The 23,412-nt window shown below is 68.5% G+C and carries 19 protein-coding genes; 15 read left to right on the top strand and 4 right to left on the bottom strand.

Features of this window, described 5'->3' with window-relative positions:
* The first annotated feature begins 7 nt into the window (after positions 1-7).
* From tolB to CAL29_RS04850, 9 genes are all read left to right on the top strand, one after another.
* Complete coding sequence (gene tolB / locus CAL29_RS04890) at positions 8-1,321, top strand: Tol-Pal system beta propeller repeat protein TolB (RefSeq protein ID WP_094851826.1); 1,314 nt, start codon at positions 8-10, stop codon at positions 1,319-1,321.
* A 31-nt stretch (positions 1,322-1,352) separates the two neighbouring features.
* Positions 1,353-1,859, top strand: a complete 507-nt coding sequence (gene pal, locus CAL29_RS04885) for a peptidoglycan-associated lipoprotein Pal (protein ID WP_094851825.1) — start codon at positions 1,353-1,355, stop codon at positions 1,857-1,859.
* Positions 1,860-2,029: 170 nt separating this feature from the next.
* Positions 2,030-2,722 carry a tol-pal system protein YbgF gene (ybgF, locus tag CAL29_RS04880; protein WP_094851824.1) on the top strand — a complete coding sequence of 231 codons (693 nt, stop codon included), beginning with the start codon at positions 2,030-2,032 and terminating at the stop codon, positions 2,720-2,722.
* 99 nt (positions 2,723-2,821) lie between these two features.
* Positions 2,822-3,658 (top strand): alpha/beta fold hydrolase, encoded by an 837-nt coding sequence (locus CAL29_RS04875; protein ID WP_094851823.1) that lies wholly within the window; start codon positions 2,822-2,824, stop codon positions 3,656-3,658.
* A gap of 24 nt (positions 3,659-3,682) precedes the next feature.
* A complete protein-coding gene (locus CAL29_RS04870; protein WP_094851822.1) occupies positions 3,683-4,240 on the top strand; it encodes an MgtC/SapB family protein in 558 nt (185 codons plus the stop codon).
* A gap of 143 nt (positions 4,241-4,383) precedes the next feature.
* Positions 4,384-7,578, top strand: coding sequence for a response regulator (locus CAL29_RS04865; RefSeq protein ID WP_256977195.1), 3,195 nt, complete (start codon positions 4,384-4,386; stop codon positions 7,576-7,578).
* A 14-nt stretch (positions 7,579-7,592) separates the two neighbouring features.
* A complete protein-coding gene (locus CAL29_RS04860; protein WP_094851820.1) occupies positions 7,593-8,408 on the top strand; it encodes a CheR family methyltransferase in 816 nt (271 codons plus the stop codon).
* On the top strand, positions 8,405-9,046 hold the full coding sequence (locus CAL29_RS04855) for a chemotaxis protein CheB (protein ID WP_094851819.1): 642 nt from the start codon (positions 8,405-8,407) through the stop codon (positions 9,044-9,046). The genes CAL29_RS04860 and CAL29_RS04855 overlap by 4 nt, the downstream gene beginning before the upstream one ends.
* 2 nt (positions 9,047-9,048) lie before the next feature.
* Positions 9,049-10,170, top strand: coding sequence for a hybrid sensor histidine kinase/response regulator (locus tag CAL29_RS04850; protein ID WP_094851818.1), 1,122 nt, complete (start codon positions 9,049-9,051; stop codon positions 10,168-10,170).
* Here the strand turns inward: CAL29_RS04850 and CAL29_RS04845 are convergent.
* From CAL29_RS04845 to CAL29_RS04835, 3 genes are read right to left on the bottom strand one after another with little or no spacing between them, the layout of a single operon-like run.
* Entirely contained in the window at positions 10,124-11,101 is a 978-nt protein-coding gene (locus CAL29_RS04845; RefSeq protein WP_094851817.1) for a sterol desaturase family protein, read from the bottom strand. The two genes, CAL29_RS04850 and CAL29_RS04845, sit on opposite strands and share 47 nt — an antisense overlap.
* An 18-nt stretch (positions 11,102-11,119) precedes the next feature.
* Positions 11,120-11,935 carry a polysaccharide deacetylase family protein gene (locus tag CAL29_RS04840; RefSeq protein ID WP_094851816.1) on the bottom strand — a complete coding sequence of 272 codons (816 nt, stop codon included), beginning with the start codon at positions 11,933-11,935 and terminating at the stop codon, positions 11,120-11,122.
* Positions 11,919-12,884, bottom strand: coding sequence for a YVTN family beta-propeller repeat protein (locus tag CAL29_RS04835; RefSeq protein ID WP_373559716.1), 966 nt, complete (start codon positions 12,882-12,884; stop codon positions 11,919-11,921). The genes CAL29_RS04840 and CAL29_RS04835 overlap by 17 nt, the downstream gene beginning before the upstream one ends.
* 523 nt (positions 12,885-13,407) lie before the next feature.
* Here CAL29_RS04835 and CAL29_RS04830 point away from each other — a divergent pair.
* Positions 13,408-14,574: a methyltransferase gene (locus CAL29_RS04830; RefSeq protein ID WP_094851815.1), complete on the top strand. Its 1,167-nt coding sequence runs from the start codon at positions 13,408-13,410 to the stop codon at positions 14,572-14,574.
* On the opposite strand, the gene CAL29_RS04825 is transcribed toward CAL29_RS04830, so the two are convergent.
* Positions 14,566-15,255, bottom strand: coding sequence for a PepSY-associated TM helix domain-containing protein (locus CAL29_RS04825; RefSeq protein WP_094852721.1), 690 nt, complete (start codon positions 15,253-15,255; stop codon positions 14,566-14,568). The two genes, CAL29_RS04830 and CAL29_RS04825, sit on opposite strands and share 9 nt — an antisense overlap.
* A gap of 287 nt (positions 15,256-15,542) precedes the next feature.
* Here CAL29_RS04825 and CAL29_RS04820 point away from each other — a divergent pair, with 287 nt between their 5' ends.
* The 5 genes from CAL29_RS04820 to CAL29_RS04800 all read left to right on the top strand — a co-directional run bounded on the left by CAL29_RS04820 (position 15,543) and on the right by CAL29_RS04800 (position 23,393).
* Positions 15,543-16,283 (top strand): sulfite exporter TauE/SafE family protein, encoded by a 741-nt coding sequence (locus CAL29_RS04820; RefSeq protein ID WP_094851814.1) that lies wholly within the window; start codon positions 15,543-15,545, stop codon positions 16,281-16,283.
* Between the two features lie 134 nt (positions 16,284-16,417).
* Positions 16,418-17,203 (top strand): 2-keto-4-pentenoate hydratase, encoded by a 786-nt coding sequence (locus tag CAL29_RS04815; protein ID WP_094851813.1) that lies wholly within the window; start codon positions 16,418-16,420, stop codon positions 17,201-17,203.
* A 154-nt stretch (positions 17,204-17,357) separates the two neighbouring features.
* Positions 17,358-18,284 carry an ROK family protein gene (locus tag CAL29_RS04810; RefSeq protein WP_094851812.1) on the top strand — a complete coding sequence of 309 codons (927 nt, stop codon included), beginning with the start codon at positions 17,358-17,360 and terminating at the stop codon, positions 18,282-18,284.
* 187 nt (positions 18,285-18,471) lie between these two features.
* The gene (gene tkt / locus CAL29_RS04805; RefSeq protein ID WP_094851811.1) at positions 18,472-20,550 is read left to right on the top strand and encodes a transketolase; all 2,079 of its coding nucleotides are present in this window, start codon (positions 18,472-18,474) and stop codon (positions 20,548-20,550) included.
* Positions 20,547-23,393 carry a bifunctional transaldolase/phosoglucose isomerase gene (locus tag CAL29_RS04800; protein WP_094851810.1) on the top strand — a complete coding sequence of 949 codons (2,847 nt, stop codon included), beginning with the start codon at positions 20,547-20,549 and terminating at the stop codon, positions 23,391-23,393. The genes tkt and CAL29_RS04800 overlap by 4 nt, the downstream gene beginning before the upstream one ends.
* Positions 23,394-23,412 lie beyond the last annotated feature (19 nt).

Raw genomic sequence — 23,412 nt, 5'->3', positions numbered from 1 at the left:
GCTATTCATGACCCCCGTCTCTAGCCGACCTGCGCAATACGCCGCGTTGCGGATGTATGCCTTGGGCCTGCTGCTGTTGCTGGCGGCCCTGTTCGTCGGGCGGCCGGCCCACGCGCAACTGCGCGTGGACATTTCCGGCACCGGCGCAACCCAATATCCCGTCGCGATCGCCGACTTCGCGGTGGACGACGCCCATGGCCGCGCCCTGGCCGACGTCATCCGCGCCGACCTCAACCGCACCGGCCAGTTCCGCCTGATCAACGCCGCCGGCGCCGGCCTGAACGTCGACAGCCCCGTCAGCTACGACGACTGGCGCGGCAAGGGCGCGGACTTCCTCGCCTACGGCAGCATCCAGCGCGGCGCCGACGGCCGCTACGACGTGCGCTACCGCCTGGCCGACACGGTCAAGAAGGGCCAGCTCGACGGCGTCGCCTTCTCCGGTTCCGAACAGGAACTGCGCCGCGTCGCGCACCAGATCGCCGACCGCATCTACGAAAAAATCACGGGCGTGCGCGGCGTGTTCTCCACCCGCATCGCCTACGTGCTGAAGCTGGGCAACACCTACGAACTGCAGGTCGCCGACGCCGACGGCCAGAATCCGCAGGTCGCCCTGCGCTCGCGCGAGCCCATCATCTCGCCGGCCTGGTCGCCGGACGGCAGCCGCCTGGCCTACGTCAGCTTCGAATCCGGCAAGCCGGTGGTGTACATCCGCACGCTGTCCTCGGTGGCGCGCGTGCCGGTCGCCAACTACAAGGGCAACAACAGCGCGCCGGCCTGGTCGCCGGACGGCAGCATGCTCGCCGTGGCCCTGACCCGCGACGGCCTGTCCCAGATCTATGTCCTGAATGCCGATGGCTCGAACCTGCGCCGTATCACCCGCTCGCCGGGCATCGATACGGAGCCGACGTTCACGCCCGACGGCCGTTCCATCATTTTCACGAGTGACCGTAGCGGCGGCCCGCAGATCTACCAGGTAGGTCTGGACGGCGGCGAGCCGCGCCGCCTGACATTTAACGGCGGTTACAACATCTCACCCCGTATTTCCCCAGACGGTTCGACGCTCCTGTACGTTGCTAGACGCGACGGTGCGTTTCGCATCGCTTCGTTAAACCTGTCGTCCGGTACCGAAACTTTGCTGACTGATGGTCGTGATGATCAGTCGCCCAGTTTCGCGCCGAACGGAATGCAGGTACTCTACGCCGCCATCCAAGGCGGACGTAGTGTCCTTGCGGGGGTATCGAGCGATGGCCGCGTACGGCAGACGCTTTCGGTACTGAATGGGGAAATACGTGAACCAACTTGGGGCCCATTTACCCGATAACACGTGTGACTCTCTCTTCAAAGGAACTATCATGAAGTCGCGCATTGCCAAAAGCCTAACCATTGCCGCTCTTGCCGCCACGCTGGCAGCTTGCAGCTCCGTCCCTCTCGACGATCAAGCGGGTCAGGGCGCTGGCGCTAACCAAGGCTCCTCCTCCGCCAACTCGGGCGAGGTCCTTGATCCGTTCAACCCCCAAAGCATCCTGGCGCAACAGCGCTCGGTGTACTTTGACTTCGACAGCTACACCGTGTCGGACCAGTATCGCGGCCTCGTGGAAACCCACGCCCGTTACCTGGCTTCGCACCCGCAGCAGCGCGTGAAGATCGAAGGCAACACCGACGAACGCGGCGGCGCCGAGTACAACCTGGCCCTCGGCCAGCGTCGTGCGGATGCGGTTCGCCGCACGATGACGCTGCTGGGCGTCAGCGATCAGCAGATCGAAACCATCAGCTTCGGCAAGGAAAAGCCGAAGTCGACCGGTACGACCGAAGCCGATTTCGCGGAAAACCGCCGCGCGGACATCAACTATCTGCGTTAATCTCAACGACGCCTGATATTTGATAGCCCCACAATGCGTCGGGACGGTCTATCGGCCGCCCGGCGCTTGTTTTTTGCCGCCTCGTACCGTCATGACGCGGCAGGGAACGGCCCGGGAGGCAGGCCCGCTGCCGGCGCCTTGTGGGGTCCCCTTCTTTCCCAGGAATTTTTATGAGCGATCGAGTATCCCCTTTGCGTATCCTGGTAGCGGCCGCCGGCCTGGCCTTCGCCGCCTTGTCTTCCCCCGCCCACGCATTCGCCGACGACGATGCGCGCAAGGCCATTCTTGATCTGCGCCAGCAACTCCAGCAACAAAACGACCAGAACGTGCGCGCGCGCCTGCAACTGGCCGACCAGATCCAGTCGCTGCAGACGCAGATCCAGCAGTTGCAGAACCAGTTGGAACTGGCCACGCGCCAGCCCGCCGCCGGCAACAAGCCCGCGGGCGGCGGCAATCCGGGCGATACCGGCAGCGCGACCGCCAACGATCCGCAGGAACAATCCGCCTACGACGGCGCCATCGACCTGTACCGCAAGGGCCAGTACAAGGATGCCGCCGAATCCCTGACCGCCTTCGTCGCGCTGTATCCCAATAGCCAGCTCGTGCCCTCCGCCCAGTTCTACCTGGGCAGCAGCCGCTACGCGCAGAAGGATTTCAAGGGCGCCATCGAGCAACTGAACAATATGGTGCAGAAGTCGCCCGACAATGCCCGCTCGCCCGACGCCCTGCTGGTCGTCGCCGGCAGCCAGATCGAGCTGAACAACCGCGCCGGCGCGAAGGCCACGCTGCAACGCATCGTCAAGGACTATCCCACTTCGCCGGCCGCCACCACGGCCAAGAGCCGCCTGCAACTGTTGCAGTGATCCGTTGCAGTGATACGCTGATGCGAGTCCCGGCGGCCGCGCGCCGCCGGATCGCGCGGCATCCCGCGCCCGCCGTCCGCCGTTCACGCTGCATTTCCGATGCGATCCGACTTCACGCCTGAAATCCTCCACGCCGACCTCGGCGACCATGCGCTGGCCTATGCGACGGCCGGCCAGGGCACGCCGTTGCTGTTCATCCACGGTTCGCTGTGCGATCTGCGCTACTGGAAGTACCAGATGCCGCCGCTGGCGCGCTGCTACCAGACCTATAGCGTCAGCCTGCGCCACCACTGGCCGGAGCGCTGGAACGGCGACGGCGACGGTTTCTCGCTGGAACAGCACGTCCAGGACATGGCAGTCTTCCTGGAAAAAACCGGCGCAGGCCGCGCGGCGCACGTGGTGGGCCATTCCCGCGGCGGCCGCGTCGCCTATGAACTGGCGCGCCGCCATCCGGCGCTGGTGCGCAGCCTGGTGCTGGCCGACCCCGGCCTGTCGGTCAGCGACGAAGAAGACCGGCGCGGCGATTTCCGCCGGCACGCCATGGACGCGATCCGCGCGGGCGACGTCGAGGGCGGCCTGGCCCTGTTCATCGACACCGTGACCGGCCCCGACACCTGGCGTCGCATGGTGCCCTGGTTCAAGGACATGGTGATCGACAACGCCAACACCTTGCTGGGCCAGGGCCGCGAACCGGGCTACCGGCTGAAGGAAAGCACCGCGCGGGCGCTGGACAAACCGGTGCTGCTGATAGGCGGCGCGCTCAGCCCCGCCCCCTACCCGGCCATCCTGGACGTCCTGCAGAACCTGCTGCCCAACGTGCGCCGGGTGGATATTCCCGGTTCCTCGCACGGCATGAACCTGGGCAATCCCCGGGCCTTCAACCATGCCCTGCTGGACTTCCTCGCGGCCTGCGAACATACGCCGGCCTGTGCGTGACCGGAAAAGGACAAGGACGACAGCATGGCCGGCAGCGTGGACGTCGTCTGGAACACGATACGCGAGGAATTCTCCGATCTGGGAGACCTTCCCAACTTCACCCGGATCTTCATCCGGCTGATGCTGGCCGTGCTGCTGGGCGGCATCCTCGGCTATGAACGCCAGCGCAGCGGCAAGCCCGCCGGCCTGCGCACCCACATGCTGGTGTCGCTGGGGGCCGCCCTGTTCGTGCTGATTCCCATGCAGAGCGGCATGCACGTCGGCGACGTCAGCCGCGTGCTGCAAGGCGTGATCGCCGGCATCGGTTTCCTGGGCGCCGGCGCCATCATCAAGATGAGCGAGGAAGGACAGATCAAGGGGCTGACCACCGCCGCCAGCATCTGGCTGACCGCCGCCATCGGCGTGGCCGCCGGCATGGGGCGCGAAGCCACCGCGCTGTTCTCCACCCTGCTGGCCTTCATCATCCTCAGCGCCCTGCACAAGCTGGACAAGTACATCGGCGCAAGGACAAAGAAGCATCATCACGTCCACCTGCCGCCGGCGGAGGGTACGACGCGCACGGCTTCCCGGGACGAGGAATAGATGCGGGCCGCAGCCAGGCACGCTACTTGCTGATGGCGCGATTTTTGCCGATACAGTAAGTAACGTGCGGTACTATTCCTGGCATTTGTCCAATCAGCCCCTTTTTTCCCCGCGTCCCCATGCACACTGAAAACAAAGACGATATGCCGATATTGATCGGCATCGCCGCGCTAAGCGCCTTGATTTTCGGTGTCGACGTGGTCACGCAACTGGGCGTTGCGGTCTGGGTGTTCTACATCATCCCGGTCACGCTGAGTGTCTTCCAGCGCAACAAGTACCTGCCCATCGTCGTCGCCATCATCGAGATGACCCTGGTGATCGCCGGCGCCTTTCTCCCCTTGGGCAACGATATCCAGTTGCGCAACGTGATCAACCGCAGCTTCGGCGTGATCACGATTTTCGCCACCGCCACGCTGGCGATGCAGGTGATCGGCGCGCGCCTGAAGGCGCAGGGCCTGGCTTGGCTGCAGGAGGGCAATGCCAGCGTTTCCAAGGAACTGCTGGGCGAACAGAACGTGGAAGACGTCGGCCGCAACGCCCTGTATGCGCTGGCGCGTTATGCCGACGCCCAGCTCGGCGCCATCCACCGGCTGGAACGCGGCGCCCTGGTCTGGATCGGCGGCTTCGCCTGCGAACGCAACGACACGCCGGCCAGCGCCAGCCTGGCCCGGGAAGTCGCCTCGCACGGCGAGCCGCTGGTGGTGCGCGACGTGCCCGACAACTACGCCGCGGTGCGCTCCACGGTCGGGCAGGCGCAGCCGCGCACGCTGATCCTGGCCCCGGTGCGCGCCGAAGGGCGCATCCAGGGCGTCATCGAACTGGCGTTCGTGCGCCAGGGCGATTTCTCCGAGGTGCTGACCCTGCTGGCCAACGCCGGCGAGAACATCGGCGTGGCGCTGCGCTCGGCCATGTACCGCGAACACCTGCGCGACCTGCTGGAGGAAACGCAACGCCAGAGCGAGGAACTGCAGACCCAGCAGGAGGAATTGCGGGTCTCCAACGAGGAACTGGAGGAACAGGGCCGCGCCCTGCGCGAATCGCAGCAGCGGCTGGAGCAGCAGCAAGGCGACCTGATCCAGAGCAACGCCCAACTGGAGGAACACACCGCGCGGCTGGAACGGCAGAAACGCGATCTGCTGAAAGCCCAGCACGCGCTGGAGCTCAACGCGGAAGAACTGCATCGCGCCAACCGCTACAAGTCGGAATTCCTGGCCAATATGTCGCACGAGCTGCGCACGCCGCTGAACAGTTCGCTGATCCTGTCGCAGATGCTGGCCGGTCCCAAGGCCGCCACCATGGCCCCCGAGGAAATCCAGCGCTATGCGCGCACCATCCACGCCTCGAACAGCGACCTGCTGTCGCTGATCAACGATATCCTGGACCTGTCCAAGATCGAGGCGGGCCACGTCGATATGGACACGGGCACGGTCGCGCTCAACGGCGTGCTGGAGGCCGTGCGCCAGATGTTCGAGCCCATCGCCGCCAGCAAGGGCCTGGGCTTTCGCGTGATCGTCGAGGAAAACGCGCCGCCGATGCTGGTCACCGATCGCGGCAAGCTGCAGCAGGTGCTGAAGAACCTGCTGGCCAATGCCTTCAAGTTCACCGAGCAGGGCGAGGTGACGCTGACCGTGGCGGGCGCCGGCGACGCGCGCGTGTCCTTCGCCATCGCCGATACCGGCATCGGCATCCCGGAACACCAGCAGGGCGTGATATTCGAGGCCTTCCGCCAGGCGGACGGCACCACCAGCCGCAGATACGGCGGCACCGGCCTGGGCCTGTCGATCTCGCGCGAACTGACCCGCCTGCTGGGCGGCGAACTGCGCGTGAGCAGCACGCCCGGCAAGGGCAGCATCTTCACGGCCGAAGTGAGCACGCAACTGGACCAGACGGCCATCGCGCCGTCGGCCGCCCCCGCGGGCGCGGGCGAGGAAGCGCGGGAAGCCGCGGCGGACCTGCTGCCGGCGCCGGGCCAGCCCGCGGCGCGCGTCACCCCTGCCCTGGCGACGCGCGCGACGCCGGCCGCCTCCGGCATGGACGCCGGCAAGCCGCCGGCCCCCGAAGCGAGGCGCGAGCACGCCGCCAACGACGCCCGCGCGGCCGCGGATGCCGACGCGGCCGCGCCCCTTGCCGCGGCGCCGCGCGGCGATGTCCAGGCCCGCCGCTTCGACCGCCTGCTGCTGGTGATCGAGGACGACCAGCGCTTCGCCGACATCCTGTACGAGGTGGCGCACGAACAGGAGTTCGATTGCGTGCTGACCGCCAACGGCGCGGACGCGCTGCGCCTGGCGCGCGAACTGCGCCCCTCGGGCATCCTGCTGGACGTCGGCCTGCCCGACCAGTCCGGGCTGAGCGTGCTGGACCAGATCAAGCACGACCCGGCCACGCGGCACATTCCCATCCACATGATTTCGGTGGCCGACCACATGCAGACCGCGCTGGAGCTGGGCGCGGTGGGCTATGCCGTCAAGCCGGTGGCGCGCGAGGAACTGATCGCCGCCTTCGCCAAGGTGGAAGAAAAGCTGCGCACGCGCGCGCGCCGCATCCTGGTGGTGGAGGACGACGACACCTTGCGCGAAAGCATCGCCCTGCTGCTGCGCGCCGACGACGTGGAAATCACCATGTGCGGCACCGTGGCGCAGGCGCTGGAGCAGGTGGCCGCGCACACCTTCGACTGCATGGTGATGGACCTGATGCTGCCCGACGCGTCCGGCTACGACCTGCTGGAACAGATGGCCAGCGGCGACAAGTACGCATTCCCGCCCGTCATCGTCTATACCGGCCGCGCCCTGACCCGCGACGAGGAAACCCGCCTGCGGCGCTATTCCCGCTCCATCATCATCAAGGGCGCCAAGTCGCCCGAGCGCCTGGTGGACGAAGTCACGCTGTTCCTGCACCGGGTCGAGGCCTCCCTGCCGCCGGACCAGCAGAAGCTGCTGTTGCAGGCCCGCCAGCGCGACGCGGTCTTCGAGGGCCGCCGCATCCTGCTGGTGGAAGACGACGTGCGCAACATCTTCGCGCTGTCCAGCGTGCTGGAGCCGCTGGGCGCCGAGGTCATCGTCACCCGCAACGGCCGCGAGGCGCTGGACTTCCTGGCGCGCGACAACGCGGTGGACGTGGTGCTGATGGACCTGATGATGCCGGAGATGGACGGCCTGACCGCCACCCGCGAAATCCGCAAGCAGCCGGCCCTGCGCGACCTGCCCATCATCGCCCTGACGGCCAAGGCCATGGTCGACGACCGCAAGAACTGCCTGGACGCCGGCGCCAACGACTACATCGCCAAGCCCATCGACATCGACAAGCTGGTCTCGCTGTGCCGCGTGTGGATGCCCAAGTAAGCCGAACCGCCGCCATGGACGCCATTTTCGACATCGAACTGAAGTTGCTGCTGGAGGGCGTGTACCTGCGCTACCAGCACGACTTCCGCGGCTACGCCGTTTCGTCGATGCGCCGGCGCGTGCAGCAGGCCATGGAGCATTTCGACTGCGCCACCATTTCGCAGTTGCAGGAGAAGGTGCTGCACCAGCCGGCGGTGTTCGCGCAGATGCTGCAGTTCTTCACGGTGCAGGTCAGCGAGATGTTCCGCGACCCCTCCTATTTCCGCGCCTTGCGCGAGGTGGTGGTGCCGGTGCTCAAGACCTATCCGTCGGTGAAGCTGTGGGTGGCCGGGTGCAGCAGCGGCGAGGAAGTCTGGTCGCTGGCCATCCTGCTGCGCGAAGAAGACCTGCTGTCGCGCGCGCTGATCTACGCCACCGACATCAATCCCGACGCCCTGCGCGCCGCCGAATCGGGTATCTACCCGCTGGACCGCATCGCCCAGTTCAGCAAGAACTACCGCGCGGCCGGCGGCACGGGATCGCTGTCCGACTACTACACCTCCAATCTGCACGACGCCCGCTTCGACCGCAGCCTGCGCGAGCACGTGGTCTTCGCCGACCACAGCCTGGCCACGGACAGCGTATTCTCGGAGGTGCACTTCATTTCCTGCCGCAACGTCCTGATCTACTTCAACCGCGAGCTGCAGGACCGCGCCACGGCGCTGTTCCACGAAGCCCTGGTGCGCCGTGGCTTCCTCGGCCTGGGCGCCAAGGAAAGCCTGCGCTACACCCGCCAGGCGGCGCAGTTCGTGGAACTGGACCGCAACGAAAGAATCTACCAGCGTATATGAGCACGTCCCAGCCCTCCCCCGCATCCGCCTCCGTTCCGCGGCCCGCCGTCGAACTGGTCGCCATCGGCGCCTCCGCCGGCGGCGTCGAGGCGCTGAGCACGCTGCTGGGCGCGTTGCCGGCGGATTTTCCGGCGGCGCTGGCCATCGTGCTGCACATCCCGGCGGACCGCGACAGCCTGCTGGAGACGCTGTTCACGCCACGCTGCGCCCTGCCCGTCCGGGAAGTGGAGGACAAGGCCCCCATCGAGCCGGGTACGGTATATTTCGCGGCGCCCGACTACCATATGCTGGTCGAACCGGATCGCAGCTTCGCGCTGTCGCAGGACGACGCCGTGAACTTCTCCCGGCCGTCCATCGATCTGCTGTTCGAGTCCGCGGCCATCGCGTATCGCGAACGGCTGCTCGCCATCGTCCTGACGGGCGGCAGCGCCGACGGCGCCGATGGCTTGCAGACCGTGCGCCAAATGGGCGGCCGCGCCTGGGTGCAAGACCCCGCCAGCGCCGACGCCCCCGCCATGCCGTCCTTCGCCATCGAACGGGCGGGCGCCGACCTGGTCGCCGGGCCGGCCGCGCTCGCGCGCAGCCTGGCCGCGTTGGCCCATACCCATACCATGCTGCATGAATCAGGGGATCGTTAGCCGTGACCGAGAACATCAACATACTGGTCGTCGATGACATCGCGCAGAACCTCGTCGCTTTCGAGGCGCTGCTGAGCCGGCCGGGCATCACGGTGCTGAAGGCCAATTCCGGCGTGGAAGCGCTGGAGCTGCTGCTGGCCAACGAGGTGGCGCTGGCGCTGGTCGACGTGCAGATGCCGCAGATGAACGGTTTCGAGCTGGCCGAGCTGGTGCGCGGCAGCGACCGCACTCGCACGGTGCCGCTGATCTTCCTGACCGCCGCCACGCACGAGCGCGAGGCCCACTTCCGCGGCTACGAGGCCGGCGCGGTGGACTTCATGTACAAGCCCATCGACACCGACGTCCTGCTCAGCAAGGTGAATGTCTTCGTCGAGCTCTACACGCAGCGCAAGCAATTGGCCCGCCAACTGGAGGAACTGCGCCAGGCCCTGACGCTGAACGAGATGTTCACCGCCGTGCTGGGCCACGACCTGCGCACGCCGCTGTCGGCCATCCTGCACGGCTCGGAGCTGCTGCTGCGCACCAGCGAGGATCCCAAGGTGGCGACCAACGCCCGCCGCATCCAGTTCAGCGCCGGCCGCATGGCCAGGATGGTGGACCAGTTGCTGGACGTGGCGCGCATCCGCTCCAATGGCCTGGTGCTGCAGCCGGCCCAGGCCGACTACCGCGAGGCCTGCCAGGCCATCATCGAGGAAATCGCCGATCCCCGGCAGCGCGAACGCGTCGAGCTGGCCGCGCGGGGCGACACCGTGGGCACGGTCGACGTCGACCGGTTTTCGCAGGTGCTGTCCAACCTGATCGGCAACGCCTTGCAGCACGGCACCGCCGAAGCGCCGGTGTCGGTGGACATCGACGGCGGCCAGGCGGACCGCATCGTCGTGCGCGTGCGCAACGGCGGCGTGATTCCGCCGGCGCAGTTGCCCAATCTCTTCAATGCCTTCCAGGCCAGCGTGGAAAGCCGCGTCTCGCGCAACGGCCTGGGCCTGGGGCTCTACATCGTGAAGAAATTCGTCGACGCGCACGGCGGCACGGTGCGCGCCACCTCCGCCCCGGAGACCGGGACGGCGTTCGAGATCGTCATGCCCCGCGCGGCCGGCGCCGGAATACGCCAGCCAGGCGCTTGAATCCCAGCCACTGCTGCGCGAAAAAGCCGCGGCCATAGTCGCGGCCGCCGCCTTCCGGCAACTGGTCGGCGATGCCGGTGGCGCCGTAGTTGCCCTTGAAATAGGCGGTGCGGAAAAGGATGTCCCAGATCGGGAACAGCACGGCGTAGTTGTTGCCGATGACCTTGCCGGTGGGCGTGGTTTCGTACTCGATGGCGTGATGCTCGCGATGGAACTTGGGCCCGACCAGCAGGCGCTGGCCGATGCGGCCGAAGCTCACCCGCAGATTGGCGTGCGACAGGCTTTCCACCAGTTGGGTGATGGCGACGATGGCCACGAACTGGGCCGGCGGCACGCCGATCAATTGCGAGACGATCACGATCACCGCGTCGTGCAGCAGATCGTCGAGCAGGTGATTGCGGTTGTCGCTCCACATCGTCATCTGCCGCGTGCTGTGATGCACGGCGTGCAGTTGCCACATCCATTCGACGTTGTGCTGGGCGCGGTGGTAAACGTATTCCACCAGGTCGAAGATCAGCAGGTAGACCGCCAGGCTGACCAGCGCGTTGTCGGTGACGCCGGGCCACAGGTTGTCCAGTTGGAGCGTGGACAGGCCCCAGACGTGCAACTGGCCGAACACGCTGTCCCAGAGGGGATCGATGGTGAAGAACAGCGCCACGCGGAACAGGCCCAGGCGGTGGATGACGGTGTACAGGACGTCGAGCCGGATCTCCTTGCGGTCCAGCACCTTTTCCACCGGCCGCCAGCGCTGGAGCGGGCCGATCAGGCACACCAGCACGATGATCTGGCAGATGCCGGCCAGCAGCCACAGCGTGGCGTCGTAGGCGTCTTCCAGCGCGCCGGCGAAGCCGAGATGGTAGAGCAGCGGCTGGATGGCGGTTTCGAACAACCAGTCCTGCGCCATGCCGATGTAGTGATTGAGGGTGTCCATGCGATGAAACTCTGCGCGTCAGCGCGGCGCCGGCGCCTGCCGGTCAACCGCTGCCCACTGGCCGTACCGGGGATGCCGGGCCAGGGTCTCGAAACAGTAACCCTTGGCCTGCAGGCCGGCGATAAGGGGCTCCAGCACCGCCGGCGCCCAGGGATCCTGGCGCGACCAGATGCCCAGGTGGGCCATCAGGACGTCGCCGGGGCGGATGTCTTGCAGCGCCTGCTCCAGCAGGCGCCGGTTGGGATATTTGTCGCTGGGCAGTTCGTCGCCCAGGAAGCCGCTGGGCGACCAGCCGACGTGATGGTAGCCGCAGGCCTGCGCGGCCTTCAGCAGCGCCGGCGAGGTATGCCCGCCCGGCGCGCGGAACAGCGGCGCCATGCGCGCGCCGGTCATCGCCTGGAAACGCCTGGCCGAGGCATCGAGCGCGTCGCAATACTGCGCCGCGGTGAAGATTTCTTCCTTGCCCGCATGGGGGCCGAAGCCGGGCCGCACCAGGAACTTGCCGCCGGGCAGGTCCTTGAGCCAGTAGACGTGGTCGTAGGTGTGCGAGCCGAAGACGTCGCCGGCGGCCGCGCGCGCCTTCCACCACGGCGCCCACTGGTCGTCGAGCGACGATCCGCCGGTGAGCGTGCGTTCGTTGGCAAGGAAGAAGGTGGCGTGCACGCCGTGCTTTTCCAGCACCTGCGCCACCAGCGGCGCCACGCCCATATGGCCGGTGTCGAAGGTCAGGTAGACCGGCTTGGCGCACGCGGCCGGCGCGGGCGCTGCCGCGGCCGCCTGGCAGGCGGCCGCGCCCAGGAGGGCGATGGCGGCGGCCCTATTGCATCGAGACATGATCCAGCGTCCACACGCCGTGCGGCGAGCGTCCCACATTGGTCTGGTGGACCACGGCCTTCTTTTCCAGATCGATCACCGTCAGCTTGCGGATCCAGCGCGACGTCACCAGCAGCGTCTTGCCGCCGGCGAGGACGTCCATGCAGTCCGGGCCGCCGGGCGCGGGATACTCGTCGACCGCCTGCAGCGTCTGCATGTCGATGCGGCTGATGGTGTTGGCGGCGCGGTTGCTGACGAAGATGTGGCGGCCGTCGCCCTGGATGCGGAAGGCGTGGGCGCCCTTGTTGGTCTTGATGCGGGTGATGAGCTTGGCCGGCGACTGGGAGATGTCATAGGCCTCGACGTAGGAATCGCCGGTCAGGGCCACCAGCATGACCTTGTCGCCGGGCACGATGTAGACGTCGGCCGGGGTCTTGCCCACCGGCAGGACCCATTTCACTTTCTGCGTGGCCAGGTCGATGGCGTAGACCTCGTCGCTGTCCTGCATCGACACGTAGGTGGTCGTGCTCTTGCTGTCGATGCCGATGTGGCTGGGCGTCTTGCCGGTCTCGACCCGCTTGAGCAGCTTGAGGTCGAAGCCCGTGGCCTGCGGCACGTAGGCATAGATGTCGACGTGGTTCAGGCGATTGGCGGCCGTCACGAAGTACTTCATGTTCGGCGAGAAACGCAGTTGGTACGGGTCGACGATGCCGGTCAGCGTGCGCTGCACCTGGGCCGTGCGCGGGTCGATCAGCGTCAGCGAATCGCTGGTGGCGTTGGCGACGATGAGCGATTTCTGGTCCGGCGAGAAATACAGGTGATGCGGCTCCTTGCCGGTGGGGATGCGGCGCAGTTCCTTGTAGGTGCCCGGTTCCAGCACGCTGACCGAGGCGTCGAGCGAATTCAGGACGAAGATGGGATCGGGCTGGGCCGCGCGCGCGGGCGCGGTGAAGGCCAGGCTGGCGGCCAGGAAGGCGCCGGCGAGCGTACCAACAGCGTAAGGCAGGAGCTTCAAAGCGAGTCTCGTTATATAAGCGTGAAGTAAGAGCAATGCAAATTTGCCGCCGGCCCGCCCCTGGGCAAGAAAACGGTCCCCGCGCGGCGTGAGGACCTTTTCCGCCGCCGCGCCGCCAGGGCAAAACGCCTGCCGCGGCAACAAGCGGCGCCAGCGCGCCGCTGGCGACATTTTGACATGCAGGAACCTGTCAGCTACGGCTAAATTGCTGGGCGGGTTTGCGGGGCGGGTGGCGAGTTGCGGCGCTGCAACAGGGCCGGAAACCGGTCGCGCGCCGAAATTCTACGAGACTCTGTGCGCTTCCGTCCCAAAGGAACAAAACCTTTACAAATCATACAGCTATATCAACTGCTTGATCGATTGCCTGAAGTCGGCCGGGGGAGCGCACGGCGCCCCGCCGGGAAAGTCCGGAGGACGGGCTAAGATGGCGGGCGGCCGCGCCGATCGCCGCGTTTCCCCACCCCTTTCCGGAGTTTCCATGACCGCCAGTCCCCCGGCCGAGCCCGCCACCCTGCATTGGATCGAGCAGGGGCAGGAACGACAAGCCGCCTGGCGCTCCGAAAGCGGCAGCCCGCCGCCGCGCCGGGTGGTCGTGGCCGACGACACGATGACCGCCGACGCCGCGTACCGGCAGGTCAACGAAGGGACCGCGCTGTTGTGGCGCGGCGATTTCCAGAATGCGCGGCAACTGATGCAGGCGCTGACGCGGCGCCTGGATAAAAAGAGCAAGCCCAAGGGCAAGCCGGCCGACCCGCTGGACGCTTTCCCCCATGCCTTCCACCTGCACCGCCAGGCGCGGGCCCAGCGGGCGCGCCTGCTGGGCATGATCCTGCTGCCCTTCGAGGCCGGCCACGTGCTGCCGCTGCGGCGGGCGCCGGACGTGCGGGAGGCCTGCGAGCAGGCGCACGGGCCGGCCACGCAACCCTACGTCGCCTCGCTGCGCGAACTGCTGGGCCTGATCGGCGCCTGGCAGTGGCGCGAACAGGGCCTCCCCGTGGCCGCGCTGGGCGGCGCGCGCATCCATCCCTGGTACGGCGTGTATTCGCCGGTGCGCGGCGAATACCTGGACCTGGTGGCGCAGGCGCCCTTGCCCGCCGACCATGGCCTGGCCTTCGACGTCGGCACCGGCACCGGCGTGATCGCCGCCGTGCTGGCGCGCCGTGGCGTGGCGCGCGTGGTGGCGACGGACCAGGACGCGCGCGCCCTGGCCTGCGCCCGCGAGAACCTGGCGCGCCTGGGCTGCGCGGAGCGGGTGCACGTCGAACAGGCGGACCTGTTTCCCGCCGGCCGCGCGCCCCTGGTGGTCTGCAATCCGCCCTGGGTGCCGGCCAAGCCCGGCGCGCCCATCGAATATGCGGTCTACGATCCGGACAGCCGCATGCTGCGCGGCTTCCTGGACGGCCTGGCGGCACACCTGGCGCCGGGCGGCGAGGGATGGCTGATCGTGTCGGACCTGGCCGAGCACCTGCGCCTGCGCCGCCGAGAAACGCTGCTGGAATGGATTGCCGCCGCCGGCCTGGAAGTCGCCGGCCGGCTGGACGCGCGGCCGCGCCACGGCAAGGCGCGAGACGCCGGGGATGCGCTGCATGCCGCGCGCTCGCGCGAGGTGACGTCCTTGTGGCGCCTGCGCGCCGCGTCAGCTTAGCGTCGCGTTCACCACGATCAGGGTCGCCACGATGGACACGCCGAAGATGGCGGCGCCGACCGCGCGGCGCTTGTTCAGGCCCACCCACAGCAACACGCCGGTCAGCGACAGCAGCATCATGCCGCCGGCGATGGTGTCGGCGATCAGCACCCAGGCCGCGCCGACGCCGTTGGCGCGGTGCAGGTTCTCCAGGACGCCCATGATGCCGGCATCGACGCGGCGCACGCTGACCTGGCTGGCGCCGACCCAGTATTCGGCCTGCGCCATGTAGTTGGGCGTCCGGAAGTTCAACTGCCAGCGTTCGGGCTGGATCGCGCTGCGGTCGCCCCACGCCACCGGATGCGCCTGCTCGCGCTGCACGCGCTCGGCCGGGCGCGGCAGCTTCAATGCCTGTTGCAGCCACGCATTCAACTGCGCCGGGTCCGCCGGCGGCGGCGACGGCAGGTCCAGGTGCAGCGTGGAAACCTGCTGGGCGCCGACGTCGATCTTCATCACGGCCCGATGGTCCTGGAAGAAGCCGGTCAGGCCGAACAGGAAACCCAGCAGCGCGCCCCACAGGCCGATCCAGCTATGCGTCTTGCGCAGCCACTTGAGGAAGACGCCCCGGCGGCCGTGGGCATTGGCGGCGGACTTGCGCAGCGCGGGATTGGCGGCCGGAAGCGCGGCGGAGGAGTCTTTCATGAGGAAGAGAGCGGCAAAAAAGGGAAGCAAGGGAAAAAGCAAAGCATGATGATATTGCATATCAACTTCATTTACCGTTCATTTGCCGCCGCAACCCCGCCCTTGCGCGCCGCCTGTTGGTAATCCCTGACGCCGCAGTGCAACAAGCCAGGGCGCCGGAAATTTGTCAGAATCCGGTCTTCACGCCCAGACCAGGGCCCGATGACAGGGGAAGCACCCTCGCATGAGTACGCAAACCGGCGCATGGCAGGACCGCTGCAACCCCCGTGGCAGCGCCGGGCTATAGCATGAACACCTTCCCCATCATGATCGCCGGCGCGGCCTGCGCCGGGTTTCTGCAAGGCCTGACCGGCTTCGGCTTCAGCCTGGTCTCCCTGTCCTTCTGGGCCTGGGTGCTGGATCCGCTCCTGGCGGCGACGCTGGCGGTATTCGGCGGCTGGCTCGGGCAGGTGCTGGCGGCGTTCACCGTGCGGCGGCGGGCGAACTGGCACAACGTCCTGCCCTTCGTGCTGGGCGGGCTGGCGGGGCTGCCGCTGGGCCTGCGCGTCCTGCCGCACCTGGATCCCGTGCTGTTCAAGGCTTTCCTGGGCGTCCTGCTGGCGGTATGGTGTCCCATCATGCTGGTCGCGCCGCGCCTGCCGCGGCTGGCGGCGGGCGGCCGCGGCGCCGACGGCTGCATCGGCATCGTCGGCGGCGCCATGGGCGCCATCGGCGGCTTTTCCGGCGTCATTCCCACCCTGTGGTGCACGCTGCGAGGCTTCGACCGGGATACGCAGCGCGGCGTCATCCAGAACTTCAACCTGACCATGCTGACGGTCACCATGGTCACCTACTGCGCCACCGGCGTGGTGACGCGCGACATGCTGCCCGACTTCGCCGCGGTCGCGCCCATCGTGCTCATCGCGTCCCTGGTGGGCGGACGGGTCTACGTGGGCATCAGCGACGCGGTGTTCCGGCGCATGGTGCTGGGCACCCTGACCGCCTCGGGCATCGCCATGCTGGCCGCCTCCCTGCCCAAACTGCTTTGACCGGAGTCCGACATGACGCCGCCCCATTCCCGCCCCGCCGCCCGGTCCCGCACCGGGGCGGCGCGCCGACGCCAGCGATTTCACCGATATCCGGCCGCGCTCGCCGCGCGGCGCCAAACCGAGGAGTAGCCACCATGTCACAACCATTCGATCCGCGCGCCGCGGCCAGCCTGCTGGTGAAAGCCGACCGCGAAGGCCGCCAACTGACAGAATTGCCCGCCGACGTGCGCCCCAACACGCTGATGGAAGGCTATGCGGTGCAGGCCGCCTACGCCGAGGCGCTGGGCGAGACGCCCAAGGGCTGGAAGCTGGGCGTGGGCAGCGTGGCCGCCATGGCGGCCGGCAACCTGGAACGGCCCCTGGTGGGCCGGCTGTTCGCCGAGCGCTTCCATCCGCCCGGCTCGACCGTGCGGCTGCCTTGTGCCGCGCCCGTCACCGTGGAATTCGAGATCGCCTTCGTCCTGGGCCGCGATATCGCGCCGGGCACGGCGCCGGCCGACGCCATGGGCGCGGTGGCCTCGACCCACGTGGCCTTCGAACTGGTGCAGTCGCGTTTCGTCGACCGCCGGGCGGTGGGCTGGCCCAGCTTCGTCGGCGACAACGTCGGCTTCGGCGCCCATATCCTGGGCGAGCGCATCGATCCGGCGCACATCGACCGCGTGGTGAAGACCGTGGAAGAACAGGCCGACGGCCGCGCCGTCGGCCGCGGCCTCAGCGGCGACGACGCGATCGATCCGGTGCAGGCGCTGCGCTTCCTGTTCGAGCGCGCCAGCTACCACGGCATCACGCTCAAGCGCGGCGACGTGGTGACCACGGGCGCCGTGGCCAAGCCCTTCGACGTGGGCCCGGGCAGCGTCGACGTCGCCGCCCTTTACCTGGGCGGCAAGCTGGCCGTGCGCGTGACGACGCCGCAAGGCTGACGGGCGGCGCGGCCCGTGGAGGGGGCGAGGACACGCGCTCTCAGCCCCCCGCAAGGTTGCCGGTGGATACCCATGTAACGGCCGCTTGGTGTACCGTACCGCGGAGCTGTCCCGCATCAGGCGGGACGCGCGGCGGACCAGGAGGACCTTGCACATGAAGCCCGGCATTCTCGCGATCGACATCGGTGGAACCGGCCTGAAGGCCACTGTCATCGACGATCGCGGCCACATGCGAGCGGACCGCGTGCGCATTCCCACGCCGCATCCCTGCCCGCCGGCGCTGCTGCTGGAAAAGCTGCGCGCAATGGTGGCGCCCCTGCCCGAATACGACCGCATCGCCATCGGCTTCCCCGGCGTCGTCCGCAATGGCCGCGTCTACACCGCGGCCCACCTGGACAGCCCCGAATGGACGGGCTACGACCTCGCCGGCGCGGTATCCAAAATGCTGGGCGGCAAGCCCGTCAAGCTGCTCAACGACGCCGACCTGCAAGGCCTGGCGCTGATCTCCGGCCACGGCCTGGAGCTGGTGATGACGCTGGGCACGGGCATCGGCACCGGCCTGTACCGCGACGGCGAACTGATGCCGCACATGGAAATCGCCCATCATCCCATCCATAAGAACAAGACTTACGACGAATACCTGGGCGACGCCGAACGCAAGAAAATCGGCCGCAAGCGCTGGAACCGGCGGCTGGCGCGCGCGCTGGAACTGATGGACATCCTGCTGCGCCCGGACCGCATCCACCTGGGCGGCGGCAATTCCGCGCGCGTGGACCTGAAGCTGGACAAGCACGTGTCGATCGGCTCGAACGACGCCGGCCTGGAAGGCGGCGCCTTCGCCTGGAACACGAAACGGCGCAGCGCCGCGGGGAATCCCGTGCCCGCGAGCGAGGCCGGCAAGCCCGCGGAGAGCAAGGCCGCGGCCGGGAAACCGGCGCCGGGGAAACCGGCATCGCGGACGGCGGCATCGAGGAAGGCGGCATCGAAGGCGCCCTTGAAGGAACCCTTGCCGAAAAAGGAACCCTTGCCGAAAAAACCGGTCTCGAAGAAATCACCCCCCCGAAAATCCTCCGGGAAATAAGGAGCCGGCGAACAGGCGCCCACCGGCATGCGGCTTGCTGCCATATGCGGTTCACGTCGCTGCAATGACGTGCGATTCAACTAGCCGGGTTGCATGGTCATCCAGCACGGCGCGCGCCCCCGCCGCCGCCCCTCGTCCGCAGTGAGCGCGCCGCGGCGATTCCCACCGGCATCCCGAGAGAGCTCCGATGAACACCTCCCCCTCCTCCGCTTCCGATCCGCTGGACCAACTGGCGATCGACACCTTGCGCACGCTGGCGATGGACGCCGTGCAAAAGGCCAATTCCGGCCACCCCGGCACGCCCATGGCCCTGGCGCCGGTGGGCTACACGCTGTGGAGCCGCTACCTGCGCTACGACCCGGCGCATCCCGACTGGCCCAACCGCGACCGCTTCGTGCTGTCCGCCGGCCATGCCTCCATGCTGCTGTACGGGCTGCTGCACCTGGCCGGCGTGGTCGAGCTGGACCGCGACGACAAGCCGACCGGCCAGCCGGCCGTCAGCCTGGACGACATCAAGCAGTTCCGCCAGCTCGACTCCAAGACGCCCGGCCACCCGGAATACGGCCTGACCACCGGCGTCGAGACCACCACCGGTCCGCTGGGCCAGGGCTGCGCCAACAGCGTCGGCATGGCGCTGGCCCAGCGCCACCTCGCCAGCCGCTACAACCAGGGCGGCCACACGCTGTTCGACTACAACGTCTACGTCATCTGCGGCGACGGCGACATGATGGAAGGCGTCTCCGGCGAGGCCGCGTCGCTGGCCGGACACCAGAAGCTGGGCAATCTCTGCTGGATCTACGACAACAACACCATCAGCATCGAAGGCCACACCGAGCTCGCCTTCACGGAAAACGTCGCCGCGCGCTTCGCCGCCTACGGCTGGAATACCGTGCACGTCGCCGACGCCAACGACACCGAGGCCTTCGCGCGCGCCATCGAGCACTTCCAGGCCACCGACGACCGTCCCACCCTGATCGTGGTCGACAGCGTCATCGGCTACGGCGCGCCCAACAAGCACAACACCGCGGCCGCGCACGGCGAGGCCCTGGGCGAGGAGGAAGTGCGCCTGGCCAAGCGGGCCTACGGCTGGCCCGAGGACGCCAAGTTCCGGGTGCCGGACGAGGTGCGGCACCGCCTGCGCGACGCCATGGACCGGCGCGTGGACGGCGCCTGGGGGCAATGGCAGGGCAAGCTGAAGGCGCTGGAGCCGGCGCTGGCCGCCGAACTGCGCGTCCTGCTGGAAGGCGCGCTGCCCGCGGACTGGGACAAGGACATTCCCGTCTTCCCCACCGACCCCAAGGGCAAGGCCACCCGCGACAGCGGCGGCCAGGTGCTCAACGCCTGCGCCAAACGCATCCCGTGGCTCATGGGCGGCGCCGCCGACCTGGCCCCTTCCACCAAGACCCTGCTGACCTTCGAGGGCGCGGGCAGCCTGCAGGCCGCCACGCCGGGCGGCCGCAATATGCACTTCGGGGTGCGCGAGCACGCCATGGGCGCCATCGCCAACGGCATGGCGCTGTGCGGCCTGCGCCCCTACACCGCCACCTTCCTGATCTTCAGCGACTACATGAAGCCGCCGATGCGGCTGGCGGCGCTGATGGAGCTGCCGGTGGTCTTCGTCTTCACCCATGACTCCATCGGCCTGGGCGAGGACGGCCCCACCCACCAGCCCATCGAGCAGATGACGCAGTTGCGGGGGATACCCAGCATGCACGTGCTGCGCCCCTGCGACGCCAACGAAACGGCCGAGGCATGGCGGATCGCCTTGCGGCAGCGGCACCGCCCCACCTGCCTGGTGCTGTCGCGCCAGCCGCTGCCCACGCTGGACCGCGAGAAATACGCCCCGGCCAGCGGCGCGGCGCGCGGCGCCTACGTGCTGGCCGATTGCGCGCCGCGCTCGCCCGACGTCATCCTGATGGCCAGCGGCAGCGAAGTGGCGCTGTGCCTGCAAGCCTATGAACAACTGAGCGGCGAAGGCATCGCCGCGCGGGTGGTCTCCATGCCCAGTTGGGACCTGTTCGAGGAGCAGGACGCCGCCTACCGCGACAGCGTGCTGCCGCCCTCGGTCGCCGGCCGCGTCGCCGTGGAACAGGCCGGACCGCTGGGCTGGGACCGCTACGTGGGCGCGACTGGCGATAAGATCGTGATGCACACCTTCGGCGCCTCGGCGCCATTCGCGAAGTTGCAAGCCAAATTCGGCTTCACGATGGAAAATGTGGTTCGCGCGGCGCGCGAACAGGCCAAGAAGCACGGGAGCATTCAATGAGCAACGACAGCAACAACAAACTGCGCCAACTGGCCCAGGCCGGCCAGGCCATCTGGCTCGATTTCCTCAGCCGGGACTTCATCGCGAACGGCGGCCTGGCCAAGCTGGTGGCCGAGGACAGCCTGACCGGCGTCACCTCCAATCCGTCCATTTTCGAGAAGGCCATCGGCCACGGCAGCGCCTACGACGGCGCCATGAACGAATTCCTGGCCCAGGCCGACGCCGACGCCGGCGCGGTCTACGAGCACCTGGCGGTGCAGGACATCCAGGCCGCCGCCGACGTCCTGCGCCCGGTCTACGACAGGCTCGACGGCAAGGACGGCTACGTCAGCCTCGAAGTCTCGCCCTATCTGGCCTACGACACGGAAGGCACGCTGGCCGAGGCGCGCCGCCTGTGGCGGGCGGTCGACCGCCCCAACCTGATGATCAAGGTGCCCGGCACGGCGCAGGGCGTGCCCGCCATCCGCCAGTTGATCGCCGAGGGCATCAACGTCAACGTCACCCTGCTGTTCTCGCGCGAGGCCTATGCGCAGGTGGCCGAGGCCTATGTCCAGGGGCTGGAGGAGCGGGTCCGGACGGGCGGCGATATCCGCCGCCTGGCCAGCGTCGCCAGCTTCTTCGTCAGCCGCATCGACACGCGCATCGACAAGGCCATCGCCGACCGCCTGGCCGCCGGCGACGCCGAGGCCGGCGCGCTGAAGGCGCTGCAGGGCAAGGTGGCCATCGCCAACGCCAAGCTGGCGTACCGGGACTACCAGCAACTGATCGCCAGCCCGCGCTGGAAGGCGCTGGCCGAGCGCGGCGCGCACCCGCAGCGCCTGCTGTGGGCGTCCACCGGCACCAAGAACCCGGCCTACCCGGCCACGCTGTACGTGGACACGCTGATCGGCCCGGACACCGTCAACACCATGCCCTCGGCCACCATGGACGCCTTCCGCCATGGCGGCGCCGTGAGCGCCTCGCTGACGCAGGACGTGGCCGGCGCGCAGCACGTGCTGGACGAAACCCGGCGCCTGGGCCTGCGCCTGGACCAGGTCACCGCCGAACTGGTGGACGACGGCGCGCGCCAGTTCTCCGACGCCTTCGACGCCCTGCTGGGTTCGGTGGCGGGCAAGCGCAACGCCTTCCTGGGCGATCGCCTGAACGGCGTGGCCTATCACCTGCCCGAGGCGCTGGAAGACGCCGCCGGCAAGGCCCTGGAGCGCGCGCGCGCCGAAGGCTGGTCGCGCCGCCTGTGGCAGGGCGACGCCAGCATGTGGACCGGCGGCCCCGAAGGCAAATGGGTGGGCTGGCTGGCCGCCGGCCAGGGCCGCCAGGCCGACCCGGCCGCCATCGCCGAGCTGGCGCGGGCGGTGCAGGCCGACGGCTATACCCATGCCGTGCTGTTGGGCATGGGCGGCTCCAGCCTGGGACCGGAAGTGCTGGCGCAGACGCTGGGGACCGCGGGCAAGGGCCTGAAGCTGCATGCGCTGGACTCCACCAACCCCGATGAAATCGGCGCGGTCGAGCAGTCCGTCGACCTCGCCCGCACGCTGTTCATCGTCGCCAGCAAATCCGGTTCGACCCTGGAGCCGGAAATCCTCAACGCCTATTTCCACGCCGCCACCGTGAAGGCGGTGGGCGAGGACCAGGCCGGCCGCCATTTCGTCGCCGTCACCGATCCCGGCTCCAAGCTGGAAGCGGCCGCCAAGGAGGCCGGCTATCGCGCCATCTTCCATGGCGATCCGCAGATCGGCGGGCGCTATTCGGTGCTTTCCGTGTTCGGCCTGGTGCCCCTGGGCGTGCTGGGACACGACGTCGCGGCCTTCATGCGGGAAACCCAGCCCATGGTGCGCGCCTGCGGCCCCTCGGCGCCGCCGGCCGCCAACCCCGGCGTGCGGCTGGGCGCCATCCTGGGCGCGGCCGCCGTGTCCGGCCGCGACAAGCTGACGGTGTTCGCCTCGCCCGCGCTGGCCAGCGTGGGTTCCTGGCTGGAACAACTGGTGGCGGAATCGACCGGCAAGCATGGCAAGGGCATCGTGCCGGTGGATCTCGAACCCATCGGCAAGCCCGGCGACTACGGCCAGGACCGCGTCTTCGTGTACCTCTACCGCGAAGGCGACGACCGCCGACTGGACGCGCCGGTGCAGGCCCTGGCCGATGCCGGCCACCCGGTGGTGCGCATCACGCTGCCGCGCGCCGGCGCCATCGGCCAGGAATTCTTCCGCTGGGAAGTGGCCACCGCCGTGGCCGGCGCGGTGATCGGCATCGATCCCTTCGACCAGCCCGACGTCGAGGCCAGCAAGGTCAAGACGCGCGCCCTGACCGACGCCTATGAGAAGACCGGCAAGCTGGCGCCGGAAACCGCCCTGCTGACCGACGGCGACCTGACGCTGTACGGCGACGCCGCGCTGCGCGCCGACGGCACGCTGGAAGGCGCCCTGGGCGCGCACCTGGCGCGCCTGCGCGCCGGCGACTACGCCGCGGTGCTGGCCTACATCGCCCGCAACCCGGCGCACGAGCGGGCCTTGACCGCGCTGCGCACGCTGATCCGCGACCAGCGCCGCGTCGCCACGGTGGGCGGCTTCGGCCCGCGCTTCCTGCATTCGACCGGGCAGGCCTACAAGGGCGGCCCGAACAGCGGCGTCTTCCTGCAGATCACCGCCGATCCCGCCCACGACCTGCCCATCCCGGGCCGCAAGATCAGCTTCGGCACCGTGCAGGCGGCGCAGGCCATCGGCGACCTCCAGGTGCTGGCCGAACGCGGCCGCCGCTACCTGCGCGTGCACATCGCGGGCGGCCGCGTCGAGGCCGGCCTGGCGCGATTGCTGGAGGCCGCCACCCGCGCCTTGCAGGCACGATGATTTCCACCGCGCGGCGGCC

This window comes from Bordetella genomosp. 10 (genome assembly GCF_002261225.1).
Classification (GTDB): domain Bacteria; phylum Pseudomonadota; class Gammaproteobacteria; order Burkholderiales; family Burkholderiaceae_B; genus Bordetella_C.
Note: the sequence above shows the minus strand (reverse complement) of the source record. Positions and strands in the feature narration are given on the sequence as shown.